Annotated in this window: 17 protein-coding genes and 1 pseudogene; 13 read left to right on the top strand and 5 right to left on the bottom strand. The window is 56.2% G+C overall.

Annotated elements, in window-relative coordinates:
• Window positions 1-217 (top strand): annotated as a pseudogene (locus tag RE6C_RS32770) (16S rRNA (adenine(1518)-N(6)/adenine(1519)-N(6))-dimethyltransferase RsmA); the annotation flags it as partial.
• Window positions 218-317: 100 nt separating this feature from the next.
• Here RE6C_RS32770 and RE6C_RS07365 read toward each other — a convergent pair.
• A complete protein-coding gene (locus RE6C_RS07365; protein ID WP_039961478.1) occupies window positions 318-1,523 on the bottom strand; it encodes a hypothetical protein in 1,206 nt (401 codons plus the stop codon).
• 442 nt (window positions 1,524-1,965) lie between these two features.
• Window positions 1,966-2,661 (bottom strand): RNA polymerase sigma factor, encoded by a 696-nt coding sequence (locus RE6C_RS07370; protein WP_008655245.1) that lies wholly within the window; start codon window positions 2,659-2,661, stop codon window positions 1,966-1,968.
• Window positions 2,662-3,331: 670 nt separating this feature from the next.
• Here RE6C_RS07370 and RE6C_RS07380 point away from each other — a divergent pair.
• The 3 genes from RE6C_RS07380 to RE6C_RS07390 all read left to right on the top strand — a co-directional run bounded on the left by RE6C_RS07380 (window position 3,332) and on the right by RE6C_RS07390 (window position 8,424).
• A complete protein-coding gene (locus RE6C_RS07380; protein ID WP_236618011.1) occupies window positions 3,332-5,074 on the top strand; it encodes a hypothetical protein in 1,743 nt (580 codons plus the stop codon).
• A 119-nt stretch (window positions 5,075-5,193) separates the two neighbouring features.
• Window positions 5,194-7,557: an ATP-dependent helicase gene (locus RE6C_RS07385; RefSeq protein ID WP_008655249.1), complete on the top strand. Its 2,364-nt coding sequence runs from the start codon at window positions 5,194-5,196 to the stop codon at window positions 7,555-7,557.
• 186 nt (window positions 7,558-7,743) lie between these two features.
• A complete protein-coding gene (locus RE6C_RS07390) occupies window positions 7,744-8,424 on the top strand; it encodes a peroxiredoxin-like family protein (protein ID WP_008655251.1) in 681 nt (226 codons plus the stop codon).
• 86 nt (window positions 8,425-8,510) lie between these two features.
• On the opposite strand, the gene RE6C_RS07395 is transcribed toward RE6C_RS07390, so the two are convergent.
• Window positions 8,511-9,506, bottom strand: a complete 996-nt coding sequence (locus tag RE6C_RS07395; RefSeq protein ID WP_008655254.1) for an adenosine kinase — start codon at window positions 9,504-9,506, stop codon at window positions 8,511-8,513.
• A 170-nt stretch (window positions 9,507-9,676) separates the two neighbouring features.
• Between RE6C_RS07395 and RE6C_RS07400 the strand changes: the two genes are divergently transcribed.
• Window positions 9,677-11,119 (top strand): glycoside hydrolase family 32 protein, encoded by a 1,443-nt coding sequence (locus RE6C_RS07400; RefSeq protein ID WP_039961481.1) that lies wholly within the window; start codon window positions 9,677-9,679, stop codon window positions 11,117-11,119.
• A 31-nt stretch (window positions 11,120-11,150) separates the two neighbouring features.
• Here the strand turns inward: RE6C_RS07400 and RE6C_RS07405 are convergent, their stop codons facing one another.
• Window positions 11,151-11,486, bottom strand: coding sequence for a hypothetical protein (locus RE6C_RS07405; protein WP_008655256.1), 336 nt, complete (start codon window positions 11,484-11,486; stop codon window positions 11,151-11,153).
• A 44-nt stretch (window positions 11,487-11,530) separates the two neighbouring features.
• On the opposite strand from RE6C_RS07405, the gene RE6C_RS07410 reads away from it, so the two are divergent.
• Entirely contained in the window at window positions 11,531-11,830 is a 300-nt protein-coding gene (locus tag RE6C_RS07410; protein ID WP_008655257.1) for a FliM/FliN family flagellar motor switch protein, read from the top strand.
• 114 nt (window positions 11,831-11,944) lie between these two features.
• Here RE6C_RS07410 and RE6C_RS07415 read toward each other — a convergent pair whose 3' ends face one another.
• Entirely contained in the window at window positions 11,945-15,628 is a 3,684-nt protein-coding gene (locus tag RE6C_RS07415; protein WP_039961482.1) for a PVC-type heme-binding CxxCH protein, read from the bottom strand.
• Between the two features lie 321 nt (window positions 15,629-15,949).
• On the opposite strand from RE6C_RS07415, the gene RE6C_RS07425 reads away from it, so the two are divergent.
• The 7 genes from RE6C_RS07425 (at window position 15,950) to RE6C_RS07455 (ending at window position 22,672) form a co-directional block, all read left to right on the top strand.
• Window positions 15,950-16,489 (top strand): FxsA family protein, encoded by a 540-nt coding sequence (locus RE6C_RS07425; RefSeq protein ID WP_008655259.1) that lies wholly within the window; start codon window positions 15,950-15,952, stop codon window positions 16,487-16,489.
• Window positions 16,486-17,460: an HAD family hydrolase gene (locus RE6C_RS07430; RefSeq protein WP_008655260.1), complete on the top strand. Its 975-nt coding sequence runs from the start codon at window positions 16,486-16,488 to the stop codon at window positions 17,458-17,460. Before RE6C_RS07425 ends, RE6C_RS07430 begins: the two co-directional genes overlap by 4 nt.
• Before the next feature lie 57 nt (window positions 17,461-17,517).
• Window positions 17,518-18,783, top strand: coding sequence for a glycosyltransferase family 4 protein (locus RE6C_RS07435; protein ID WP_039961487.1), 1,266 nt, complete (start codon window positions 17,518-17,520; stop codon window positions 18,781-18,783).
• Window positions 18,780-20,501: an alpha-amylase family glycosyl hydrolase gene (locus RE6C_RS07440; RefSeq protein WP_008655262.1), complete on the top strand. Its 1,722-nt coding sequence runs from the start codon at window positions 18,780-18,782 to the stop codon at window positions 20,499-20,501. Before RE6C_RS07435 ends, RE6C_RS07440 begins: the two co-directional genes overlap by 4 nt.
• Window positions 20,502-20,670: 169 nt before the next feature.
• A complete protein-coding gene (locus RE6C_RS32775) occupies window positions 20,671-21,087 on the top strand; it encodes a MotA/TolQ/ExbB proton channel family protein (RefSeq protein WP_236618013.1) in 417 nt (138 codons plus the stop codon).
• Between the two features lie 135 nt (window positions 21,088-21,222).
• Complete coding sequence (locus RE6C_RS07450) at window positions 21,223-22,104, top strand: hypothetical protein (RefSeq protein WP_008655273.1); 882 nt, start codon at window positions 21,223-21,225, stop codon at window positions 22,102-22,104.
• Entirely contained in the window at window positions 22,097-22,672 is a 576-nt protein-coding gene (locus tag RE6C_RS07455; protein WP_008655274.1) for a hypothetical protein, read from the top strand. Before RE6C_RS07450 ends, RE6C_RS07455 begins: the two co-directional genes overlap by 8 nt.
• Window positions 22,673-22,715: the final 43 nt, after the last annotated feature.

The following is a 22,715-nucleotide window of genomic DNA, read 5'->3' on the forward strand; positions in this document are numbered from 1 at the left end:
CTTCCACCAAACCGTTCGAGCCTTGTTCTTCCATCGACGCAAATTTTTGCGAAGCGTCGTGATCAGCGCAATGAAAGGTCGCTTGGACAAACCGACGATCGACGAGATCCTCGGGCGACTAGGGCACGGCGAAACAGCACGTGCAGAAGAACTAAATCTGGAGCAGATCTCCAATCTAGTAGAAGCCCTTCGTCAGGCGGAACAGGCTAACGAGTAAGACTTGCTGCCGGCGCAGGCGAAATATAGAACCCACGCTCGGTCACCGCTGAATAGATGCTGGCGATACGCCCGTTCGGCGAAACCAAACTCGCGTTTGATCAACGTTGGCGAGCGTGAAAAAAGGGCGCTTGCCAACTCGGTGCGAGCGACGCGTCGTCGATGTTCACGCCTGCTTCCGGGCGACCGTCATGATTGACCAATGGATGGTCCATCAATTGGTTCAAGGACTCTCCCGGGATGAAGCGAACGCGGCCGTCTTCGTAGAGGACATTGATCCCGCGGCCACCGTGACTGATCAGTCCATCCTGCGACGGCGAAGCGGCACGAGCCCAGCCTTCCTCGTCGACGACACGGTCCACGACTTTCATCACAGCGGCGTCACTCATCACAGCAAACGATGAACGCCCTTGAAACCGCGGGGATGCAAACTCTTCGCCGTCACGAACACCGAGTGTGTAGGCGTAGTGACCACCAGCGGTTTGTTGCAGCCATTGCAAACGAGCGATCGCTCGCTGCCATGCCGCTTGCTCTTCGACGGTCGTCGCACCAGCGACGGCGAAATGATTCAAATCACGAGCGGCTTCGTCGAGCATTCGAAGCGTAACCATGGTGTGCACTTCCTCCGCGGTACCTTCGGATACGAAGTTGCCATCTTCTGGGTGCAGTCCGCCAGCGGACCAAAAATCGGTGGAACGAATCGAAGGGCAAAGTGTGGAGCGTGAATCCATCATCAAACCGGCCGAATGCAACCGTGGTGCATAGACCCCAGCGAATGCTTGATAGCCGGTCGACTCGACCGAAGGCAGACGTGCTTCCGCATTGCGAGTGACGTACTGGGTCATTGCCGTGCCAAGTTGACGTAGATTGTCCTGACAAGCCTGCTTGCGAGCCATGAAGCGACCTTCCACCATCGACGGCAATGCGATCGCCAACATGATGCAAGCGGCGGTGACCGAGCCCACCCAATCTCGCCATGTCCACGCGAGCGAATCAGAACCTTCCATCACCGGAGACAATTTCGGTATCACCGGCGCGGACACTTTGGATTCGGCGGGTGTCGTCGATTGATCGGGTTCGGCGCCGGGCATCGGCGGAAGTGGCGGCAAAGCGTCGAGCGTTCGAGCAACCAGGTCAGTGGGCGGCGGTTCGACGATTTCACAATCGTCATGAAGAGGCCCAAGTTTGCGTTCCAACTCGGCCAGCATTTCTCTGGCCTCAGGGCTTTCCCGCAAGAGTTTTTCGACCCGTTGCATTTCGTCCGCTTCAAGCGCGCCTAGCAGATATCCAAGAAGATCTTCTTGCATCACAAAGGACGTTGCGTAAGCGGAAAAAGAAACGCGAGAAATGGAGACAGGCTTCGAACCAATCCAAAAAGCTCAACTCGAACGGCATCGGCCGCGGCTTGCGTCGCAAAACCCGGGGCCTATGCCCTTAAGCGCAATTTCGTGCGAAAGACCGAGCACAACGCCCAGCAGATTTCGACGAGACACGTTTCGGATCGGTTCAGAAATAATTACGCCCGCGGTGGAGCGAGTGTTCGGGTAGGTCAGGTGCGAACAGGTTCGTGCTCCACTTTTGTGAAGAACATTCTATCGCCTCACGACCGAGTCAAACCCAATCAATCAGACGAACGGATGCTTCCCATGGTTCACTCGAACCCCAACTTGGCGCAGAAAAAAAGCGGCCCCGAAGTGCCGCTCGTGTCCAGTTCGCAACCAAAAGGCCGCGAAAAATGAGGTTTCGCGATTAGACGCCCGGTTGGTCTTCCGCGTCGCGTTCGCCGTCGTGGCTGTCGTCCCACAAACCGCTCAAACGATTGACTGCGGCGTGCAAACGACTTTTGACGGTCCCAACGGGAATCCCCAGAATCTCGGCTGCCTCGCGGTATTTCAGGCCTTGGTAGTAAACCAATTCGACCACTTGCTGCATTGGCTCGCCCAGCGATTCGACGGCGTGATGCACCCAGCGTCCGTTTTCTTCTTTCGAAGCAGCTGCCAATGGATCCGTGATCGCCCCTTCGAGCTTTTCGGACCAACTGCCTCCACGATCATCTTCTTGACCGTTTGCGGGGCGGTCCAAACTGACCATTCGGTGACGCTTGTTACGACGCTGCACGTCGATCGCTTGGTTGGTAGCGATCGCATACAACCAAGGCCGGAAACGACGCGTCAGATCAAACTGGTTGCACTTCAGGTGAACCTGCAAAAAGGTGCCCTGAAAGGCATCTTCAGCCATTTCGGCGTTGCCGATGTAGCGACGCAGATACGCGTAAATCTCGCGTTCATATCGGCGCATCAGGGCTTCATAAATATCGCGACGTCCACTGGTGCGATATTTCGCAACCAGTTGCTCGTCGGTTTGATCAGCGATGGATTCGCTGGTGAAAACGTTTCCCGAATCCACCTTCGAATCAGCGACCGCTGCGGAAGTTGAAAAGTTCATGGGGGATCGATCACAAAAGAGTATGAGTAGCACTCAGTCTAATTAGAAATGCGTTGCGCCACGGATGGAACCGCCAAAACAAAATCACATTCACAGAGACGAGTGATGATGAGGGCAACCGCCAAGGCAACTTCAAACGCCCTTAAAAGGCATCAAGGGAAACCTGCTCCACGTGCGTATTATCGCGGTTTCGCCTGATTTGTCAAAGTCATCTTCGCGTTGAATTCACATCCTGCCTCTTTGGCAGGGAGCGAATCCAGGGCCCTATAGGGGCAATTCGTGTTCCAGTCCACCTGGAATCGTTGTGTCAATCACTCGGGTTGGTCCGATTGTTCCGGAATTACCGAATGTTTGCTGGAAGTTGTGCCGATAACTCCGCCTGGAACGGTTTCTTCGTTCGAGATTGAACTCCTTTTCCGCGGTGTTGCCCCCAATTTGGCGGCAGTCTTCCCCGGAAACGCTTTCAACCTCGGTCCACGGCGGAACGGTCCACAACGGCGGGGTCGTTGGATGCGAAATCCTTTGGAGCATTCAGCAACTCAACAGCCACAGGACATTTTATGGCTGGGCGTCCTCGCGTGAGCGGGACCCCCGGGGGGATTTTGGGGTCTTTGTGACCGCGGAGACGATTGCAATGCGACGAATTGCCAGGCAAAGAAACGAGCAACCCATGATGGCCCAGACCCCCGATCCCCAAATCAAACCCGGACCCAACCAAAGAACCGGACTGCGTGTGACCCTTGAGGACAATGGGATGACGGAATCATTCAGCGAAAGCGTGACGGTTAAATTACGAAAGCTTCGTGACTTGGTCTGTGGTGGCTTGATCGCCGCCGCAGTTGCCACGCCAGTCGCTGCAGCACCACCCACCGCGGGTGATGAAATGGACTACGAGGCGAGTGGCTTCATGCTACCGCCCGGTGTTCAACCAGCAGGGATGGTCGACGGCATGCCAGCCATGTCGATGCCACCAGGCTCCATGCCAGGTGCACAATCGATCGCCACCACCTTGCCATCGGCTCCGCTGATGATGCCTGGTGGATACGGCTCGGCTGGCTACGCTCCGGCCGGTTACCCACAAGCCGCCTATGCACCTGCTGGCGTCATGCCGGTTGGCTATCAGAGCGGTGGTTTCCTCGGCGGCGGATATGCTGCCGGATGCGACACGATGAGCTGCGGATGCGGCGACTCGGGTTGCACCAGTGGCCAATGCGGCAGCAACTTCCGTGGCCTATTGCCAGCTGTGATGGGCGATTGTTGCGGATCATGCGGCGGTGGCGGATGCGGTGCCTGCGGTGGATTGGGCTCGTGCCTGACCAACGGCTCGCTCGGCCAAGGCGGATTGCTTGGAAGCCTCAACGAGTGCGGCCCCGGCAGCACCGACTTCGGCATTCTGGCAGCACACATCGGTGGCGGCTTGGCCGGTCTAGCCGAAGCCCTGCGGCCTTACTCCGAAGCCGGTAAATCAGCCCAACGCTGGTACGACGTATCGGTCGAAGGGTTGTTCCTGACACAGGAGCTCGATGGATTTGCTGACGGTCAAGTATTGACCAACGGCGGAACCACAGGCACACCGAACGTCGCCGACAACCCAATCCTGACTCAGGACGACCTGGGCGATGATGACCTGGAAGCCGGTGCTCGCATCTCGTTCGCACTGATCTTCGGTGCCGGCTCAAATGTCGAGTTCACCTTCATGGGCGGCCAAGAATGGGGCGGCTCCGCTTCGGCTTCTGACCCAGGCGGGAACTTGACTTCGATTTATTCCGGTTACGGTACTACGCCGGGAGGCGGATACGCCAACCTGTCAAACTTCCAATCGATCAGCTACGCAGCGGAATTCGACAGCTACGAAATCAACTACCGTCGTCGCACCGTTGGACCGTACGGACGCTTCCAAGGCTCTTGGTTGCTCGGACTCCGACACGTGGTTTTCGACAACCAATACGCATTCAATGGCTCGCAAAACTCCAGCACCATTGCTGACTTCCAGCAAAGCTTCGACCTTGAGAACCGATATTTCGGTCCTCAGGCCGGCGTCGACCTGTGGTGGAACGCTCGGCCCGGAATTCAACTGGGTGCCGAAGTCAAAGGGGCTTGGGTTCAAAACGACTTCGGCCAAACGTCGTCGATCGGAATCACCCCCGGTGCTTTGAACACGTTTGAAACGGGCGGACAAGACGGTGCCTTCATCTTGGATTTCCAAGCAACGGGTATCTACCGCTTCTCGCACTCGTTGTCGCTGCGTGGTTCTTACCACTTGTTGACCATCGATGACGTCTACGCGGCTCCACTGGACAATAGCTTCATCGACGATTTCGCAACCAACGGGGCTGGTGTCTCAGCACCAAGCACCTCGGAAACGTCGCTGACCCTGAACGGTTTCGCCGCTGGTTTGGAATACATGTGGTGAGCGTTTTGGCGGTCAATCGCCAAACACTCACTCTCTGAAAATCTCGCACAGGGGATCGGCCATCGGGTCGGTCCCCTGTTTGCGTTGCCCAGTTTCCCTGGGAACGCTAATCTTGCGTCATGGATGCCATCACAAAAGATCTGACCGCGGCACAAGCCGAAGCGGTCCAGCACATCGACGGACCTCTGCTGATTATCGCCGGCCCCGGTAGCGGCAAGACACGCGTCGTCACCCACCGCATCGCGTACATGCTGCAAAGCGGGATACGCCCGTGGCAAATTGCGGCGCTCACGTTCACCAACAAAGCCGCGGACGAAATGCGGTCGCGAGTCAATCTGCTCGCCCCCAACCAACCAGTTTGGATGGGCACGTTCCACCGGTTCTGCGCACAACAGCTTCGGCGTTACGCACCGATGGTCGGCTTGGCCGAGAACTACTCGATCTACGATTCGTCTGACTCAAAATCCGCGATGAAGCGTGCGATCGCGGCCGCTGGTGTGTCGACCAGCCACACCTCGCCCGAGCAAATCGCATCGGCGATCTCCAATGCCAAGAACCGGCTGATCACCCCCGAGATCATGGCTCAACAAACCGGCCGCGCTGGCGACACCGTCGCAGCGAAGGTCTACCCGGTTTATCAACAACAATTGCTGACCGCCAACGCGGTCGACTTTGATGATTTGCTCTTCCACTTCGCTCGGTTGCTGCGGGAAAACCCCGAGGTGCGATCGAACCTGGACGAGAAGCTCAAGTACATCATGGTCGACGAGTACCAAGACACGAACTTGGCTCAGTACGCCATCGTGCGAGCCCTTTCGGTCGACCATCCCAACCTCGCCGTGACGGGTGACCCCGATCAATCGGTCTACGGATGGCGTGGCGCCGACCTCAACAACATTCTGGATTTCGAAAAGGATTACCCGACGGTCAAAACCGTTCGGCTGGAACAAAACTACCGCAGCACGCCAGAAATCCTTCGCGTCGCCGATCAACTGATTCGGCACAACCGCCGTCGCAAACAGAAAAATCTGTTCACCGATAACCCGACCGGCGAAGCGGTCACGCTGCGTCAGTACGAGGACGGTTACAAAGAAGCCGACGGCATCGCCGATGAGATCGCCAACCAAATGATCGCGGGCAATGCCGAACCGAGAGATTTCGCGATCATGTGCCGGATGAACGCGCTGACACGATCGATCGAGCACGCCCTGCGCAATCGCGGCATCCCGTATCAAATCGTCAACGGCCTGGAGTTCTATCAACGTAAAGAGATCAAGGATCTGCTGGCGTATCTTCACCTGATCAACAACCCTCGCCACGACGTCGCGTTCCAACGTGTGATCAACACACCAACGCGAGGCATCGGTGCCAAGACACTCGAGCGAATCCAACGCTTTGCCGACGATCATCGCATCCCGATGCTGGAAGCCGCTCGCCGTGTCGATGAAATTGACACGCTTTCCAAACGAGCCAAAACGTTGGTGACGTCTTTCATTCGTCTTTACGATCGGTTGTGCATCAAAGCGACCGCGACGCTGGAGGATCTGCTTCGCTACCTGATCGAAGAAATCAAATTCGTCGCGTACTTGGAACGGACCACTCCAGAACAACAAGACAACAACCCGATCGCCAACGTCGACGAGTTCATTTCCGCAGCCGTCGAATTCGACCAAATGCATCCCGAGGACGGATCACTCGAAGCGTTCCTCGAACAGGTCGCATTGGTGTCGGACACCGACGCATTTGAAGACTCCAACAACCGTGTGACCTTGATGACTTTGCACGCGGCCAAAGGGTTGGAATTCCCTCGCGTATTCATCATCGCAGTCGAAGACAACTTGCTGCCTCACCGCCGCAGCAAAGAAGACGAGACTCAGCTCGAAGAGGAACGTCGTCTTCTCTTCGTGGGTGTTACGCGAGCGGAACAATGGTTGCAGATCAGCTACGCGAAACTGCGAAGCTTTCGTGGTGAAAACCAACCGGCGATCCCGAGCATGTTCTTGGGGGAAATGCCTCGTGATGAAATGCAAGTCGTCGAAGTCAAAGGCAGTCGCAACTTCTTTGACGACGCCTATGACGACGAATACCCGGACTCGTGGGACTTGGTCCAAGAGCCCGCCGCGGTCACCGACACCGGCCCCGCTGGCCAAACAGACGTGGCCGATGGCCCACGCATTCTTCCGATGACGGACCAATCCGCGATTCCGGATTTGTATCACGACGACGTGCCGCCACCGAAGAAAAAGAAGCCCAAGGTTTCTATTCAAACCGAACTCAAGACGGCCAGCGATCTGTTGCAATCCGGCGTCACGCCGCTGGGTGCTTACCGCGAAGGCAGCACGGTTCGACACAGCGAATATGGCGAAGGAACGATCATCGCTCTGACGGGCAAGGGCCCCAAACGGACCGCGAAAATCCAATTCGAAGAGACCGAAGAAACCTTCCGTTTGGCATTTGCAAAGATCGAACTAGTCGAACGCTGATTCGCAACAAGCCTGCAGCAATTCCCGATCATTCCGGGCGGTAAGGTCAACATCGGTTCTGGCGGATCGCCGTTGGCAGCAGACATTCCCAAACTGTTGCCAATCTTCTCTTCCTTTCCAGTTCAACGTTGCGAACCCATGCGACTCAGCCTCTTCTTTTGCGCCGCCTTCCTGCCAGCGATGGTCATGTCCACACAAACTCACGCTGACGAATCCTCGGACACAAGCCTGTCCACCCAACTGAAAGAAACTGCCGAAAACGCGACCAAGCGATACCCGGCAGAAGTCCTGAAGACGTTCCAAGATGGAGTCGACCAAGTTCGTGCCAGCGGCATTGAAAAGTCCGCCAAGCAAGTCGGCGATTCTGCCGCGGACGCGACCTTGAAAGGCTGGGATGAAAACGAAGTCACGCTCAGCGAAGTGTGGTCCGAAAACCCTGTCATCCTGATGTGGTATCGCGGAGGATGGTGCCCCTATTGCAACCTGCAATTGCGAGCCATGCAAAAACAACTCTCCGCGATCGAAGGTGCCGGCGCCAAGCTGATCGTCCTGACGCCTGAGCTTCCTGAAAAGGCGAAGGAAACAGCGGAAACAAACGACCTCGACATGCTGGTCCTGCATGACCGCAACAACGAGCTCGCGAAGAAATTCGGTATCGTGTTCGACTTGCCCGAATCCATTGTCCCGATCTACCGCGACAAACTGCAACTCGCCAAGTTCAACGGCAACGACGCGATGGAATTGCCTCTTGCTGCGACCTACGTGATCAACACGGACGGCAAGATCACTTACGCGTTCCTGGATGCGGACTACAAGAAACGAGCCGAACCTGCGGACGTTGTGGCTGCCGTGAAAAAGCTTCAGTAGCAAACGCCCATCCGACACAACGAAAAAACGCACCTGCGAGTTGCTCGCAAGTGCGTTTTCGTTTTGGTCATTGAGCAAGCTTCAGCTCACACGGTCAAATCAGTCAACTGCTTGACTTCTTCGGCGGTGAATGGCTTTGCCAAGCGAGCGCCCATTTGAGCGACCACACGAGCGGCGGCGTGCGAAGCCAAGTGCCCGGACTGACGCCAATCCAAACCGTTGGTGATGCCGTACAAGATGCCGCCGGCGTACATGTCACCTGCGCCCGTTGTGTCGATCGCTTTGACCTTCACGCCTTCGACGGGAATCGCTTCGCCGCCGTGCATCAGGATCGAACCGTTTGGGCCAAGCGTCATCGCGACGTTCTCAGCCGACTCGTGAATCTTGTTCGCACAGGCGATGGGGTCATCCAGACCGGTGAGGCTTTTGGCCTCTTCTTCGTTGCAGAAGAACAAATCGACGGGGCCACGAATCAGGTCCCACATCTCATCCTTCATCATGTTGACGAGGAATGGATCCGAGGCGGTGAAGGCGACTTTGACATCGTTCTTCTTTGCCAGCTCAATCGCCTTGTAAGCGGCCGCTTTGGTTTGTTCGCCGGTGAACAAGTAACCTTCGATGTAAACGTACTTGCTCGCCGCGATCACATCTTCGTCGATGTCCGCTTCGGACAACGCGGTCGACGCGGCCAAGTTCGTCAGCATGGTTCGCTGAGCGTCTTCGGTGATCAACACGGCACACGTTCCGCTTGGCGTCTCAGGCTGCGGATCGACGTCGATGGTGACCCCGAGAGCCCGCAAGTCTTTCAAGAAAAATTGCCCGGTTTCGTCGTCACCGATCTTTCCAACGAACGCGGCTTTGCCACCAAAGTCAGCGACCGCAGCGATCGTGTTGGCGGCCGAACCACCTGCACAGCGAGACAGCGACGGCAGGTCAAATCGGCTCAGCACGGTCGCTTGTTTTTCGTCGTCGACCAGCGTCATGATGCCTTTGTCGAGCTTCAGTTCGGACAACAGGTCATCGGCAACCATTGTCTGAATGTCAACGAGAGCATTGCCAACCGCGTAAACATCGTGCGTCATCAAATTCAACCAGAGTGAGAGAAACAGACTCGTCCTTGCCCGCGAATCGGCCGGAATTAGAGCAGCCTCGCATCCGCTGGGCGGGCCCGCAGTGTACCCGCGAGAGACGACTCCGCCAGCCAGCTATACTGACGCAATTCCCCATCCCACCCCACCTGTCCCCATAATCTATGACCACCCCACATCGCCTTTTGGTTGCCATCACGACGGTTCTCGCCTCTGTGCTCCCGGCTTCCTTCGTCCAGTCTCAATACGATCCTCACCCCGCCGGAATCGACTACCAAGAAGACTACCGCAATCAGTTTCACTTCAGCCCCAAATCGGAGTGGATGAACGACATCAACGCGTTGATTTACGCCGATGGCCAGTACCACATGCTGTATCAGTGGGGCAAAGCGATTCGCCACGGTGGCTATGCGACCAGCCCCGATCTGCTGCACTGGGAAGACGAAGGCGTTGCACTCATCCCACAAGAATCGTTCTTGCCCGCCGAAGCCCAACGCAATGTCAGCGGAGCACAGGTCTACTCCGGAAGCGGCGTGGTGATCTCCGGAGAGACCGCCGAAAAGATCACCGGGTCAACCAAAGAGGCCATGGTGATGATCTACACCGGAACCAAGGCGGGAACCTGTTTGGCGTGGAGCAACGATGGCGGAACCACTTGGCATGACTACTCCGGCAATCCGGTTGCCAATCGAACCAAAGGAGCCGATCCCCGCGACCCGTGTGTGTTCTTCCACGAACCGACCAACAAGTGGATCCTCGCTTTGTACGAGAACGGAACGACCCTCTATGGCTCGGATGATTTGGTCGAGTGGAAACAGCTCAGCAACATCGACTTTGGGTTCGAGTGCCCGGACATGTTTGAATTGCCACTTGATGGAAACACGGACAACAAGAAGTGGGTCCTTCACGACGCGAACGGTTCCTACTTGGTTGGCCAATTTGACGGAGTTCGCTTCACACCGGAACAAGAAACCCTGGTCATGGATGTTGGACCGGACTTCTACGCCGGCCAAACCTTCTTTCGCCCCAACCTTCCCTCGGGCGATGTGATTCAAATCGCTTGGAACGATCATTGGAACGGCGGCATTGGCGAAAGCCCGTGGGAACGCAACGCAACCTTCCCAGTGAAAATTGGCTTGGTCACTCACGAAGGAAAGATGAAAGTCACCCGCACACCGATACAAGCGATCAAGACGATTTACCAAGACACCACGACTTGGAGCAACAAGACCATCACATCGCAGGATGAAAAGGATGGGCTGCTGAAGGACGTTCGCGCGGAGGCGTTTGACTTGAACGCCACGTTTGATCTGAGCGACACCAACGCCAGTCAAATTGTCTTCCAGATCGCCAACAAAGAAATCGTCTACGACATTGTGAAGCAACAGTTGCTAGGAAAGCCACTCAAACCGGACGAAAACAACAAGCTCACCATCCGCATGCTGGTCGACTGGAGCTCGTTGGAAGTCTTCTCTGCCGGGGGCGTATTTTCCTATAGCGAGCAGTTTGCCTTCACCCCCGACGATGAGTCCGTTCGTCTTTTCACTCGAGGTGGAAAGGTTGCATTGGAGACGCTGCAACTCAACCGAATCAAAAGCACTTGGTGAGATAGCTGCGGTGGTGCTCGCCGGAAGCTTCCTAACTGAACATCGACGACAAACCGGCGTCGAATTGGCCTCGTGTCAGCACGGTTGGCACGCCCGCCTCTCGGGCACCTTTCAATCGGGCGACTTGCACATGCGGTCCATAGGCGACCACGCGAGCCTCGGGACACACCCGTGAAACTGTCGGCATCAGCTCCGCGACGACTCCGTTGCGAGTCGACAGGTCAACAATGACCCATCCGACGTCTTCGTTGGGTTCTTCCGGCAATCGCCCGGCCAACGAAAACGTTTTGTCAGCCGATTCGCAGGCGGCTCGCACTCGCGAAGCAAAAATCAAATCGCCAGAGAGGAATAAAACGGTTGATTTCATGGATGATTCCGGTCGATAAACGATGTGTCAGGATACAAGGAAGAATGAGCGAGAACGCAACCGAAGACAAGCCGACCGAACCCAGTCCTCCGACATCATCGATGTACAAGGAGAAGGTTCTGAAGATCCGCACCACCGTCAACGTCACGTTGGCGGAGAAAAAGGAACCGCTTCGCAAGATTCTGGCGTTGGTGCCCGGCTCGATGCTGACCTTCGATGTGAACTGCGACCGACCGCTGACGCTGCGTGCGGGTGGACACCCAATCGCCACCGGCGAAACCGTCAAGATTGGTGACAAATTCGGCCTGCGAGTCCGTGAAATCGGTGTTCCCAAAGAAGACTGATCCGTCGAAAGACCCAACCGCGAAAACGAAAAGGCCCGCCTGAAATCATCGAACTGATTTCAAACGGGCCTTGTTTCGTTTCATTACCGATCGATCACGACGTCGACGGCTTGTTCACTCGCCCTTCGCCGGACGACCGAAGAAGACCGCGCGATCGATGTGGAAGATGCCCGTTCCTTCCAAGCCGATTTTGATGTAGCTCGCGATCGTGCCCTCGGGAAGTTCGACCTTCCATTCGGCCTGCGGCGAGTCACTCTTCCAAACACGCGTCCAATCCTTTCCGTCGTTGGACGTCCAAACGGCCAATCCCTTGGCTCGGTCGTGGAACTCCTCGTCACGACGGTTCGTAATTTTCCCACGTACCAATTCGGCCGGGTTCGCCAACCGAAGGATCACCGCGGGATCGGCTGCGGGCTGTTTCGAGTGAACCGCGAAACGATCTTTCCGAACGCCTTCTCCGCTGAACAAGTGCTCCGCTTCGCGGTTCCAAACGGCAGGCCAATCGCCAGGCACACTGATCATTGAATCACGAGTCACCTCGATCAGATCCCCATCTTTGCGAAGAGGGTAATCGGTGTTCGGGTTGGTCGCGATCCACTCACCACCCAAGAAAGCCAACAGATCCAAAAACTCACTCGGGGCGACCGTTTCGGTCAAACCCTCGGGCATGCTACTTGCCTTCATCGGTTTGCGAATCTCGATCTCTTCCTTGTCGATCACTTTGGTTTTGCCGTCGGCGATTCCCAACGAGATCGTTTCTTCGTCTTCCTTCAGGATGAAGCCGCCGATGGCTTCACCGTCATACGTCAAAATCATGACCGTTTCGTATCCCTTGGCGATTTCTTCGTTGGGCCAAACGATCGAACGGATGATGTGTTCCTTCGTCATCCGTTCTCCAATGTTGGTCAGCTCAGGACCAAACGCTTTGCCAAGTTTGCCGTGCAAGTGACAGGCGGAACAAACACGTTCGAACACCTTCGCACCTGTTTCAGCATTCCCACGAGATGCGGCGACGACTTTTTGCAACGCGACCAATTGGTCCTCTTGCTTGGCATCGACATCGGCCAGAATCTTCAATGGACGATAGACTTCCGCGCCGGGCCCGGTTGCGATTTTGTATTCCTTCAAATACTCGGCCGCCTTGGCTGGCAACGATGCGATCAGCTCCTGAATTTCGGCCGAGTCGCCATCCCAATGCTTCGACAACGCCGACATGGTGTGTTCCAACACATATTGAATCCACTTGTCCGCGGGTCGATCGATACCGGCCAATGCCACGCGAACACCGACGGGATGATCCATCAGGCTGGCAGCTCGAAGCGATTCAAGTCGCACGCGAGCGTGGTCGTCTCGGCCGGCTTCCAAAAGGAACTGCACGAACGGAAGATCGACCGACAATTCAATTTGATCAGGCGAGTTGGCTTGTTCGTTGCCGGACAAAAAACGCCATTCGTTGCCAACGACGTGGGTCGCGGCGGCACGTTGTTGGAAGTTGCCTTCCGCCAAAACTCTTCTCGCGAGATCCAACTCGACGTTGTGGAACGCTTCCTGTACCCAAAGGATTTCAAGAGCGGCTTCGGCAGTCGGATTGTCCTGCAACCATTGCTTCGATGCGGCAACCACTTCGTCGGCGGGACGGCTGAGCAGAGCTCGACGGGCGCGGTATCGGGTTCGCGTCTCGAACGCCAACAATTGATCCATCACCTCGATAGTCGGCAGATCCGACTGCGTTACAACGTCGAGCAAAGGACGTTCTTTGTGACGCATACGGTAGATGCGGCCGTGTTCGTGGTCACGGTTTGGATCTCGTTGCGAGTATTGCATGTGACCGATCAGGGCGTTGCACCAATCGCCGAACCACAAAGCTCCGTCCGGTCCAATTTTTGGATCGACGGGACGGAAGAACATATCCGTGCTAACCAACAAGTCATCGGTTCGCTCGCCAGTCAAACCCGCTTCATCATCTTGGTCGCGAATTTCGAACGCCGGCATCCCGTGCATGTTGATCACACAGGCGTAGATCAAACGATTGCGGAACTCTTCTGGGAACTGACGTGAGTGCAGGATTTCGTTGCCTGCCGCCGGGCGAATTCCGTGGTTGTTGAAAATTGGCTCCAACGTTTTTCGCGAACGGACATCGCCGCCCGACAACGCGTTCGTCCAGTGGTGCTGGGCGTTGGTCCCGTCACCAATGATTCCGTTGCCGTATTGATCAAAGACCAAACACCACGGGTTGTATTGCCCGGGTGTGCGGAAGTGCGTCAAACGCAGACTTTCCAAGTCCCAAACGTAGCTGCCCGATGCACCCGCTTCGCGAACGGGGCCCCAAGGTGTTTCGACCGTCGTCGACATCGCGATGCCTTCCTGCATGTGCAGGCGACCACCGTTGGAATACTCCCACGCGCCCATCGCATGGTGAGTGTCGTCGGTTCCGATCCCGTCCAACACGTGCGTGACTTCATCGGCGACATCATCGCCATCGGTGTCTCGCAAAAACAAAATGTGCGGTTCGTCGATGACCAACACGCCGTCTTTGTAAAATTCAAATCCGGTCGGGCAAATCAGCTTGTCATAAAACGGTTTGCACTCGTCCGCTTTACCGTCGCCGTCAGTGTCTTCAAAGATCAGCAAACGATCGCTGGGGCGGCTGCTGCCCGGCAACCACTGCGGGTAGTTGACCATGCACGACACCCACAACCGACCGCGTTGGTCGAATGCAATTTGCGTCGGGTTGGCCAGTTCGGGAAAGTCTTTCTCGCTGGCGAAACATTCGACTTCGAAACCGTCGGGGATTTCCATCTGCGAGATGGATTGTTCCGGTGTGGGATACTCCAACGTCTTGGGCTCACGCATTTCGCGGAACGAATCATCGCGAGAACCGAACATGGTTTCGGGAATGAAGACCTCGCCGGTTTTTGAATCGTCCACTTCGTCCGGCACTTCGCGACCGGCGGACATGTCCCACAAATATTGATCGCGAACGGCGACCATCTTGCGAATCTTTTGAAACTCACCTGGAAAGGTTTCGGTGTCCCACGTGCGACGTCCACCATAGACGTACCAACCGTTCAGCATTCGGTAGTCTTGCTGGTGCAACCAAGCTTTGTCGTTGACGACTTCTCGCATCGCTTCAAAGCGTTCCGCACCGACCGCGGGTCCGGCACCATCAAACAACGCCGCATCGATCAGCAATGAAACGGCTTCGTCACCGGCTTCGTTCAAATGCATACCGTTGGTTGTGAACTGGCAGCCAGGTTGTTGTTGAAACAGTTCAGCGGTCGGCGTGAACACGTCGACAACCGTCAACTCACGTTGCTTGCCAACTCGTTTGACCGCATCGGCGTAGGCGGCCAAGTAACGGTTGTGCAGCGAACCATCCGGTTGCAACGGATTGCCGCTGGGTTCAAACGCAATTGGAGTGACCAAAGCGAACTGGACCGGTCGTCCGTCGCTGCCAAACTGCTTCGCCAACCCGTCCAAGTACGCGTGGTAGTCCGCCTCGAATTTCGCGATTTGTTCCGCGTCGTCTCCGGCGAACGATTCGTTCATGCCGAAGAAGCACAAGAACGCTTGCGGTGCGAAGACTTGGAACGGATCGTCGATGACGGTGTAGTTGCCGGGGCGTTGTTGCTTGGAAACTTCATCGGTCGGCCAACCAAAGTTGCGAACGACCAGCGGATTGTCGCTGGTTCGCAGATGCAGCATGGTTTCCAAGTGCCCGTACAGGCTCATCCGCTGCGCCGTTCCATTGCCCACAAACGCTAAACGAGTTTTGGCAGGCAGCTTGGACGGGTCCATGGCCGAGAAAACCGAGCCCACCAGCGTCAAAGAAAACGCGACAAAACTCAAAAGCAGAACGCCCCGTGTCGCTACCATTTGGGCCTTGGAGGCAACCGACCGCTCGGTCCGGAGCAACTGGGCCTGGTGGGCGGAACGAGACCGCGAAAACGCGAAAAATTTCATAAAACGCATGCAAAAAGCGAGAGAGAACGGGGGGATCGAGGCGGGAGATGTCAGTTTGCGGAACGAGAATCGCAATGCCATCGTATCGTACAGAATCTTAACCGATTCTCTTGCCAAGTTGGCAGTGGATTCATTCCTTCGTCTGAGCCCCAATTGATGTTCTTTCGACTTCTCGCACTCCTGATCGTCGTCCCTTTCATCGAGCTGGTTTTGCTTCTGCGTTTGGCAGATGCGACCAGCTGGCTGACCACGTTGTTGATCGTCGTCATCACAGGGATCATCGGATCGTTCTTGGCTCGCCGCGAAGGCTTGGCGACTTGGTTTCGGTTCCAATCAGCGATGTCGCAAGGCAAGATGCCCAGCCGTGAAATTCAGGATGGATTGATGATCGCGTTCGCGGCCGCGTTGTTGCTAACGCCGGGTTTGCTGACCGATGCACTTGGCTTCACGCTTTTGACTCCTCCCGGTCGCGCGTTGATTGGCGGATGGTTGCGTCATCGTTTCGCGGGAAGTTTTCAAATGCGGACCTTTGGCGGTGGCGGATCCGGCTCATCCGATGGTCCGTCGACGCAAGATGGATTTGGTCAGCGAGGTTTTGGTCAGAACGGTTCCGATTCATCGGGGCAGCGTTCCGGCGGTGGGGGCGATACGATTGACTCGCCTCACTTCGAACCCAAACAATCGCCTTCGCCGTGAACTCATCCAACGACCGTGACACCGGACTGACGGACCTTCTCTTTTCTTCCACGCCGCTTCAGCCAACCCCGATCTCGGTCGAACCGGCGCACATCCCGCTGACACAGCCCAAACCGCTGGACCTAAGCGAGATTCAGGTCATCTTGCTCGACGTCTACGGAACGTTGGTGATCAGCGGCAGCGGCGACGTTGGAACCGCTGATGACGCCAAGCACGACGCGGCCAACCAATGGATTCGCGATGCCGCCATCGCCGCCGGAGTCGATGACCTGAGCAACATTCCGACTTCCAACCAGTTGCGAGATCTGATCGTTGCAACGAATGAAGCGGCTCGTTTCGAGACGAACCCGAAGCCCGAAGTCGACATTCTGGAAATCTGGCGGCAGGTGCTGGATGCCAACGGACGCTGGGATTTGGCGACGAATTCAAAAATTTTGGTGAATTGGATTTGTGGCGTCGAAGGGCGTTCCAATCCGGTTTGGCCGATGCCGGGTGCTCACGATGCCTTGATGGCGATGAAGGAAAAGGGGCGTCGTTTGGGGATCGTCAGCAACGCTCAGTTTTACACTCCACTGATCGTTCGGGCATTGATGGCGAACCGTCCCCAGGACGCGAAACGTGACCCGTCAAGTGATTCGGCCGAAAGAACGATTGCGGGCGATCTGTCATCCGTGTTCGATCTCAACGCGTGTCATTTTTCCTATCGCTACCGAGCGGCCAAGCCGGGCCCGTTGTTGTTTGATCGCGCGATGCGTCATCTTGGTTCACTCGGAATTTCGCCCGATCAGGTGCTCTACGTTGGCAACGATATGCTCAACGATGTCTGGGCGGCAAAGGAGTTTGGGCTGCGGACGGCGCTGTTCGCCGGGGATGGTCGCAGCCTACGATTGCGCACCAATGACGCCCGTTGTCAAAATTGTTTACCTGACATGGTGCTGACACACTGGGAACAGATAGTAGAGTGTCTGTGAGCGAACGTTTACTTGACGTTCAATAGCTAGACGACACACGCATGAGTGGCATCAACGATGGGCGTCCAAATCGGCTTTGTGGGAACACGTTTCGCCGGCACCGATGGGGTGTCGCTCGAGAGCGCGAAATGGGCTCAGGTTCTCTGGGACAACGGCCACGTGAGCCATTGGTACTCGGGGCAGAGCGACCGTGACAAAGCAACGTCAATGGTCGTTCCCCACGCTTACTTTGGCCATCCAGACATCGAATGGATCAACCGCCGCGCCTTTGGCACGCGGACTCGAACACCCGATGTGACCCAGCGGATCTACACGCTGGCGGACTATCTGAAGAAAACGCTGTACGAGTTCACTCGGCGATTCGATTTGGATCTGTTGATCGTTCAGAATGCATTGTGCATTCCGATGAATTTGCCGCTCGGCGTTGCGCTGACGAACTTCATCGCCGAAACCGGCTTTCCGACGATCGCGCATCATCACGATTTTTATTGGGAACGAGATCGCTTCAGTGTTTCGGCCGTGACCGACATGCTGTGGATGGCGTTTCCGCCCGCGTTGCCACAAATTCAAAACGTGACGATCAACTCGTTCGCACAAGAAGACTTGTCGCACCGCCGCGGTGTGTCGTCGATCTTGGTGCCCAACGTGTTGGACTTCGAAAACGAACCACCGCAAGCCGACGAGTATTCGTCTCACTTCCGCAAAGACATCGGTTTGGAAGAAGACGACATTCTGTTCTTGCAACCAACTCGCGTCGTGCCTCGCAAAGGCATCGAGCACGCGATCGCGTTGGTTGCCGCTTTGAAAAACGACAAGTGCAAATTGGTGATCTCGCACGCGAGCGGTGACGAAGGCAACGAATACCTCCAAGTCCTGATGGACTTGGCCGAAAGCAGTGGCGTCGACTTGCGATTGTGTGATCATCAAGTCGGTGACAAACGAGCGTTCGACGCCGATGGCAATCGCATTTACACGTTGGCCGATGCTTACTCGCAAGCCGACTTCATCACGTACCCAAGTATCTACGAAGGGTTCGGGAACGCTTTACTGGAAGCGTTCTATTATCGCAAACCGTTGTTGGTGAATCGTTACTCGATTTACGTCGCCGACATCGAGCCCAAAGGGGCGAAGGTCATCTCAATGGATGGCTATCTGACCAAGGACGTTGTGTCGAAGGTGGAGCGGATCATCCGCGACAAAACGTTCCGAGATGAGATGGTTGATTTCAATTACGAAATCGGCCGTGCTTTCTTTTCCTACGGGGTGCTGCGGCGCAAACTCCGAGCTCTCGTGACCAACTTCACCGGACAGGACAACTTGTGAACTCAACCATCGACGACGTCACTCGGTCACGGATCACCGATGTGTATGGGCACGTTCCGGACGTGCTCGCCGACGGCTTGAAACGATGCTTTGACCGATCCAATCCCCCCTCAACTCCCGACGAATTATGGGATCATCGCGATGTCGTGATGATCACCTACGCCGATCAAATTCGCGAATCGGGAAAATCGCCGCTCGACGCACAGCGGCAATTCTTGCTGGATCACAATCTCGACGAACTGATCCGCTGCGTTCACTTGCTGCCCTTTTGCCCATCCACCAGCGATGATGGATTCTCCGTCGCCGATTACTTGGCCGTGGATCCCGAATCAGGCGACTGGGACGACATCAAGCGTTTGGGCGAACGCTTTGAATTGATGTACGACCTCGTGCTCAATCATTCGTCGCAACAACATCGTTGGTTCCAAGGTTTCTTGAACGACGAACCCGAGTACCAAGACTTCTACACCACCGCCGATCCGTCCGAAGATCTTTCGGAAGTCGTTCGACCGCGAAGCTTGCCACTGCTGACGGAATTCGACTCGGCATCGGGCAAGCGTCATGTGTGGACCACGTTCAGCGCCGACCAAGTCGACCTGAATTACGCCAACCCGCGTGTGATGTTGGCGATGCTAGAGACGTTGGTCGAGTACGCTCGCCGAGGTGCACGCATCATTCGGCTCGACGCGATCGCGTTCTTGTGGAAAGAGATCGGCACGTCGTGCTTGCACCTGCCGCAAACACACGCTGCGGTCCGGCTGATGCGACATGTGCTGGATGTTGCTGCACCGGGAACGATCGTGCTGACGGAAACCAACGTGCCTCACGCCGAGAACATCTCGTACTTTGGTGATGGCACCGATGAAGCCCACATGGTTTACCAGTTCAGCCTACCGCCGTTGTTGCTCGATGCGATTCACAGCGGTGACACCGGCGTGCTTCAAGGCTGGATGCGATCGCTCGACCTGCCCACCGATCAAGTCACGTACTTCAATTTCACCGCATCGCATGATGGCATCGGAGTGCGACCCGCCGAGGGCATTCTGCCACAGGAACGAGTCGATGCACTCGTCGATGTCGCAAAAGCTCACGGTGGTCGAATCGGAATGCGAACCAAACCCGATGGTTCGCAAAGCCCGTACGAATTGAACATCACTTACCTGGACGCCATCGCCGATCGAACCAAAGTCCCCGCGGCCGAGCACGCCCAACGGTTCTTGGCCACGCAAGCGATCATGTTGTCGATGGCTGGTGTTCCCGCGGTTTACTTCCACTCGCTGGTGGGATCGCCCAACGACATCTCCGGCGTCGAAGCGTCTGGCATTCCGCGCCGCATCAATCGTCACAAATACGAGCGAGCCGAACTGGAAGCGGCGTTGTCCGAAACCGGATCGTTGCAACAACTCGTCGCCGATGGCTATCGCCATTTGTTACGAGTGCGAAAGCAGCAGACTCAGTTTCATCCCAACGCTTCGCAGACCGTTCTGGAATTGCCAACCGATGGGCTTCTTGGGTTCGTGCGACAACATGATGACCAGCCCGCGTTGTGCGTGCTGGCCAATCTGTCCGGCGAAACTCGTTCGATCGATCCCGCTGATTTGCCCGGCCAATTTGACCTCGATGTTTTGTCGGATGAATCGCTGGATCAAAATGCCCCCATCGCGATGGCTCCGTATCAGGTACGCTGGTTGAAGTCGTCTTCCACCAGCGATTCCTGAACTCTGGCGAGTCCAGCTACGAAGATCCCCCACGTTCATCGCTACAACAACTGGCCATGCTAGAGCTGATTTCGTCTTACTCGACCGTTGCCATCGTGGTCGCCGCGCTGGCGCACCTGCTGTTTTTTTTGTGCTGGCGATGTGGGCGAGGGGGGATCGCAAAAAGATCGTGCAAACGCTCCAGCGTTTCACGGACTCGTTGCCCAACCGCAGTCGGATGGATTACGACGCTCATCCGTCGGACCAAATCGAAGCCTGCTTGGCGGACATCCACGATGTCTTGGTCGAACCTTCGGGCTCGCCCCATCGTGTTGCGCTCAGTCAACGAATGCGAATCCTCGATGAACGTCGCGACTACTTGCACTCGCTTCGTTTCGAAACGGCATGGAACGTTGCCCGCACGATGATCGAGGCTTACCCGCTGGCCGGTGTCCTGGGAACGATCCTCGCGATCGGTGCCGCGCTCGCTTCGGATGACCAAGCCTCCGTTGGCGTGATCGTGACACGATTTGGCGATGCTATCTGGTCGACGTTTGCGGGGCTGGCTGCAGCGATCACATTGATGTTGATCAACAGCTTTTTTTGAACCGGGGTTTGCCAAGCTTTCAGAAAACCGATTGCACGTTCGCGAAACAGCATCGAAAGCCAAACGGGAACTGGGACCAGCCGATCGAGTCGATCCCAACGCGATGTCGTCCACTCCCGCAACGGAAGCGACAACGTGAGCGAACCGGTGTCTCTTCCCAACGAAACCTCGACCAACCCATCCGGCGTCCTTCGTCGACGAACTCGGTTTCAATTGACACCGTTGATGGATCTGCTGCTGATCATCGTGTTCGCTCAATTTTTGGAAATGCGAGAAACGTCGCAGGAACAAACGCAAGAGATCGAACAAGAACGCCAAGCCTTGCTGGATGAGCAAACGATGTGGCGGGCCGAGCGTGATCAAGCGGTCGCGGATCGCAACATGGCAATGGCAACGCAGCAAGCCAACACGCAAGATGTCAGCCGTGCCTTGGAAATGCTTCGTGGTTGGCTGAACCTGGATGCCGAATTCTCTGAACAAACCAACCTGCGATCCAGTGCTGACTCAGGAGACGTCATCGCTCGAGCGATCGAACGTTCACGGCAACTCGCTTCCGCCGATCCCAACACGCTCATTCGTTTTTTGGTCGGACACGATGAATTGCTCAAACGTGCCGAAGTGTGGACCGTCCACGCTCGCGAAACGGGCGACGTGGTTTTTGACGCTTCCGGATACACCGAAACGTTTCGGCTCGAAAGTCGCCGACAAGCTCAACGCACGCAGGAAATCGCCGACCGATTGTTCGCGGCCTACAAACAATCGCCGCAACCCAAGGGGCTGATCGTGGTGCTCGTTTCCTACGCGCCGCGAAGCGTTGCCGGGGTCTACCAGCCTTTGATTGATGCCATGCCCGCTACACTGGAACGATTGCGAGCGGACACGCCGACCAGCCGTTTCGAGTACACGATTCTCGGTGCGGCTCAGGCACCCGAACAAGCGAACGATGTGGACAACGCGGAAACGTCCACCGAACCCGAAAACCTTACCCCGCTTCAGGGAAACCCAGACGATGCGTAAACGAATCCCGTTGGCTGTTGGCGGTGGAATCGCTTTGTTGATCGCCAGTCAGTTTCTTGACTTTGGTCTGGGGTTTCGAAGCGGTGAATCCCCCTCCGTTTCCACCAACCCCGATGGCTCGTCCGCGATTCTTGATGCGATTGTCGCTTCGGAAGAAGACACCTCCGAGGAAACCGAGACAAATTCAGAAACCGAAACTCCGTTGCCGGTCGTGACGCCTGAGATTGTCGATGTTTTGATCGACGGAGAAAGCTACCTCGTCGTTACCAACGCGAATCAACCGGAACAACGTGAGGCACTGGCACTCGAAGCGTTGCTGTCGGCGGTTCAAGCCGCACCGGGCGACTCCAGTGGCATCAAGGTTCGGATCAGTCGCACTCCGTCCGCGATCGCAATGGCCGAAGAGTTCTTGCTCGAACAACTTCGCCAATTCGGTTTGGACGAAGACGAGATCGATCGACGTCGACAACTGGTGGAGTTGCCTGCAGACGAAGCCACCGAGGACGCGTCAGAACCAAGTCCGCTGGTTCCATCCAACGAAACATCCCCGCCCGCCGAAACGCCTTGAGTCGTTTCGGCAATTGTTTTGCTACCGCCGCATTCCATGAAGC

It is taken from the genome of Rhodopirellula europaea 6C, from assembly GCF_000338295.1.
GTDB lineage: Bacteria > Planctomycetota > Planctomycetia > Pirellulales > Pirellulaceae > Rhodopirellula > Rhodopirellula europaea.

Coding starts and splice junctions, on each gene's coding strand:
- RE6C_RS07365 (WP_039961478.1), bottom strand. CDS start 1,523: ATGCAAGAAGATCTTCTTGGATATCTGCTAGGCGCGCTTGAAGCGGAC.
- RE6C_RS07370 (WP_008655245.1), bottom strand. CDS start 2,661: ATGAACTTTTCAACTTCCGCAGCGGTCGCTGATTCGAAGGTGGATTCG.
- RE6C_RS07380 (WP_236618011.1), top strand. CDS start 3,332: ATGATGGCCCAGACCCCCGATCCCCAAATCAAACCCGGACCCAACCAA.
- RE6C_RS07385 (WP_008655249.1), top strand. CDS start 5,194: ATGGATGCCATCACAAAAGATCTGACCGCGGCACAAGCCGAAGCGGTC.
- RE6C_RS07390 (WP_008655251.1), top strand. CDS start 7,744: ATGTCCACACAAACTCACGCTGACGAATCCTCGGACACAAGCCTGTCC.
- RE6C_RS07395 (WP_008655254.1), bottom strand. CDS start 9,506: ATGACGCACGATGTTTACGCGGTTGGCAATGCTCTCGTTGACATTCAG.
- RE6C_RS07400 (WP_039961481.1), top strand. CDS start 9,677: ATGACCACCCCACATCGCCTTTTGGTTGCCATCACGACGGTTCTCGCC.
- RE6C_RS07405 (WP_008655256.1), bottom strand. CDS start 11,486: ATGAAATCAACCGTTTTATTCCTCTCTGGCGATTTGATTTTTGCTTCG.
- RE6C_RS07410 (WP_008655257.1), top strand. CDS start 11,531: ATGAGCGAGAACGCAACCGAAGACAAGCCGACCGAACCCAGTCCTCCG.
- RE6C_RS07415 (WP_039961482.1), bottom strand. CDS start 15,628: ATGGACCCGTCCAAGCTGCCTGCCAAAACTCGTTTAGCGTTTGTGGGC.
- RE6C_RS07425 (WP_008655259.1), top strand. CDS start 15,950: ATGTTCTTTCGACTTCTCGCACTCCTGATCGTCGTCCCTTTCATCGAG.
- RE6C_RS07435 (WP_039961487.1), top strand. CDS start 17,518: ATGGGCGTCCAAATCGGCTTTGTGGGAACACGTTTCGCCGGCACCGAT.
- RE6C_RS07455 (WP_008655274.1), top strand. CDS start 22,097: ATGCGTAAACGAATCCCGTTGGCTGTTGGCGGTGGAATCGCTTTGTTG.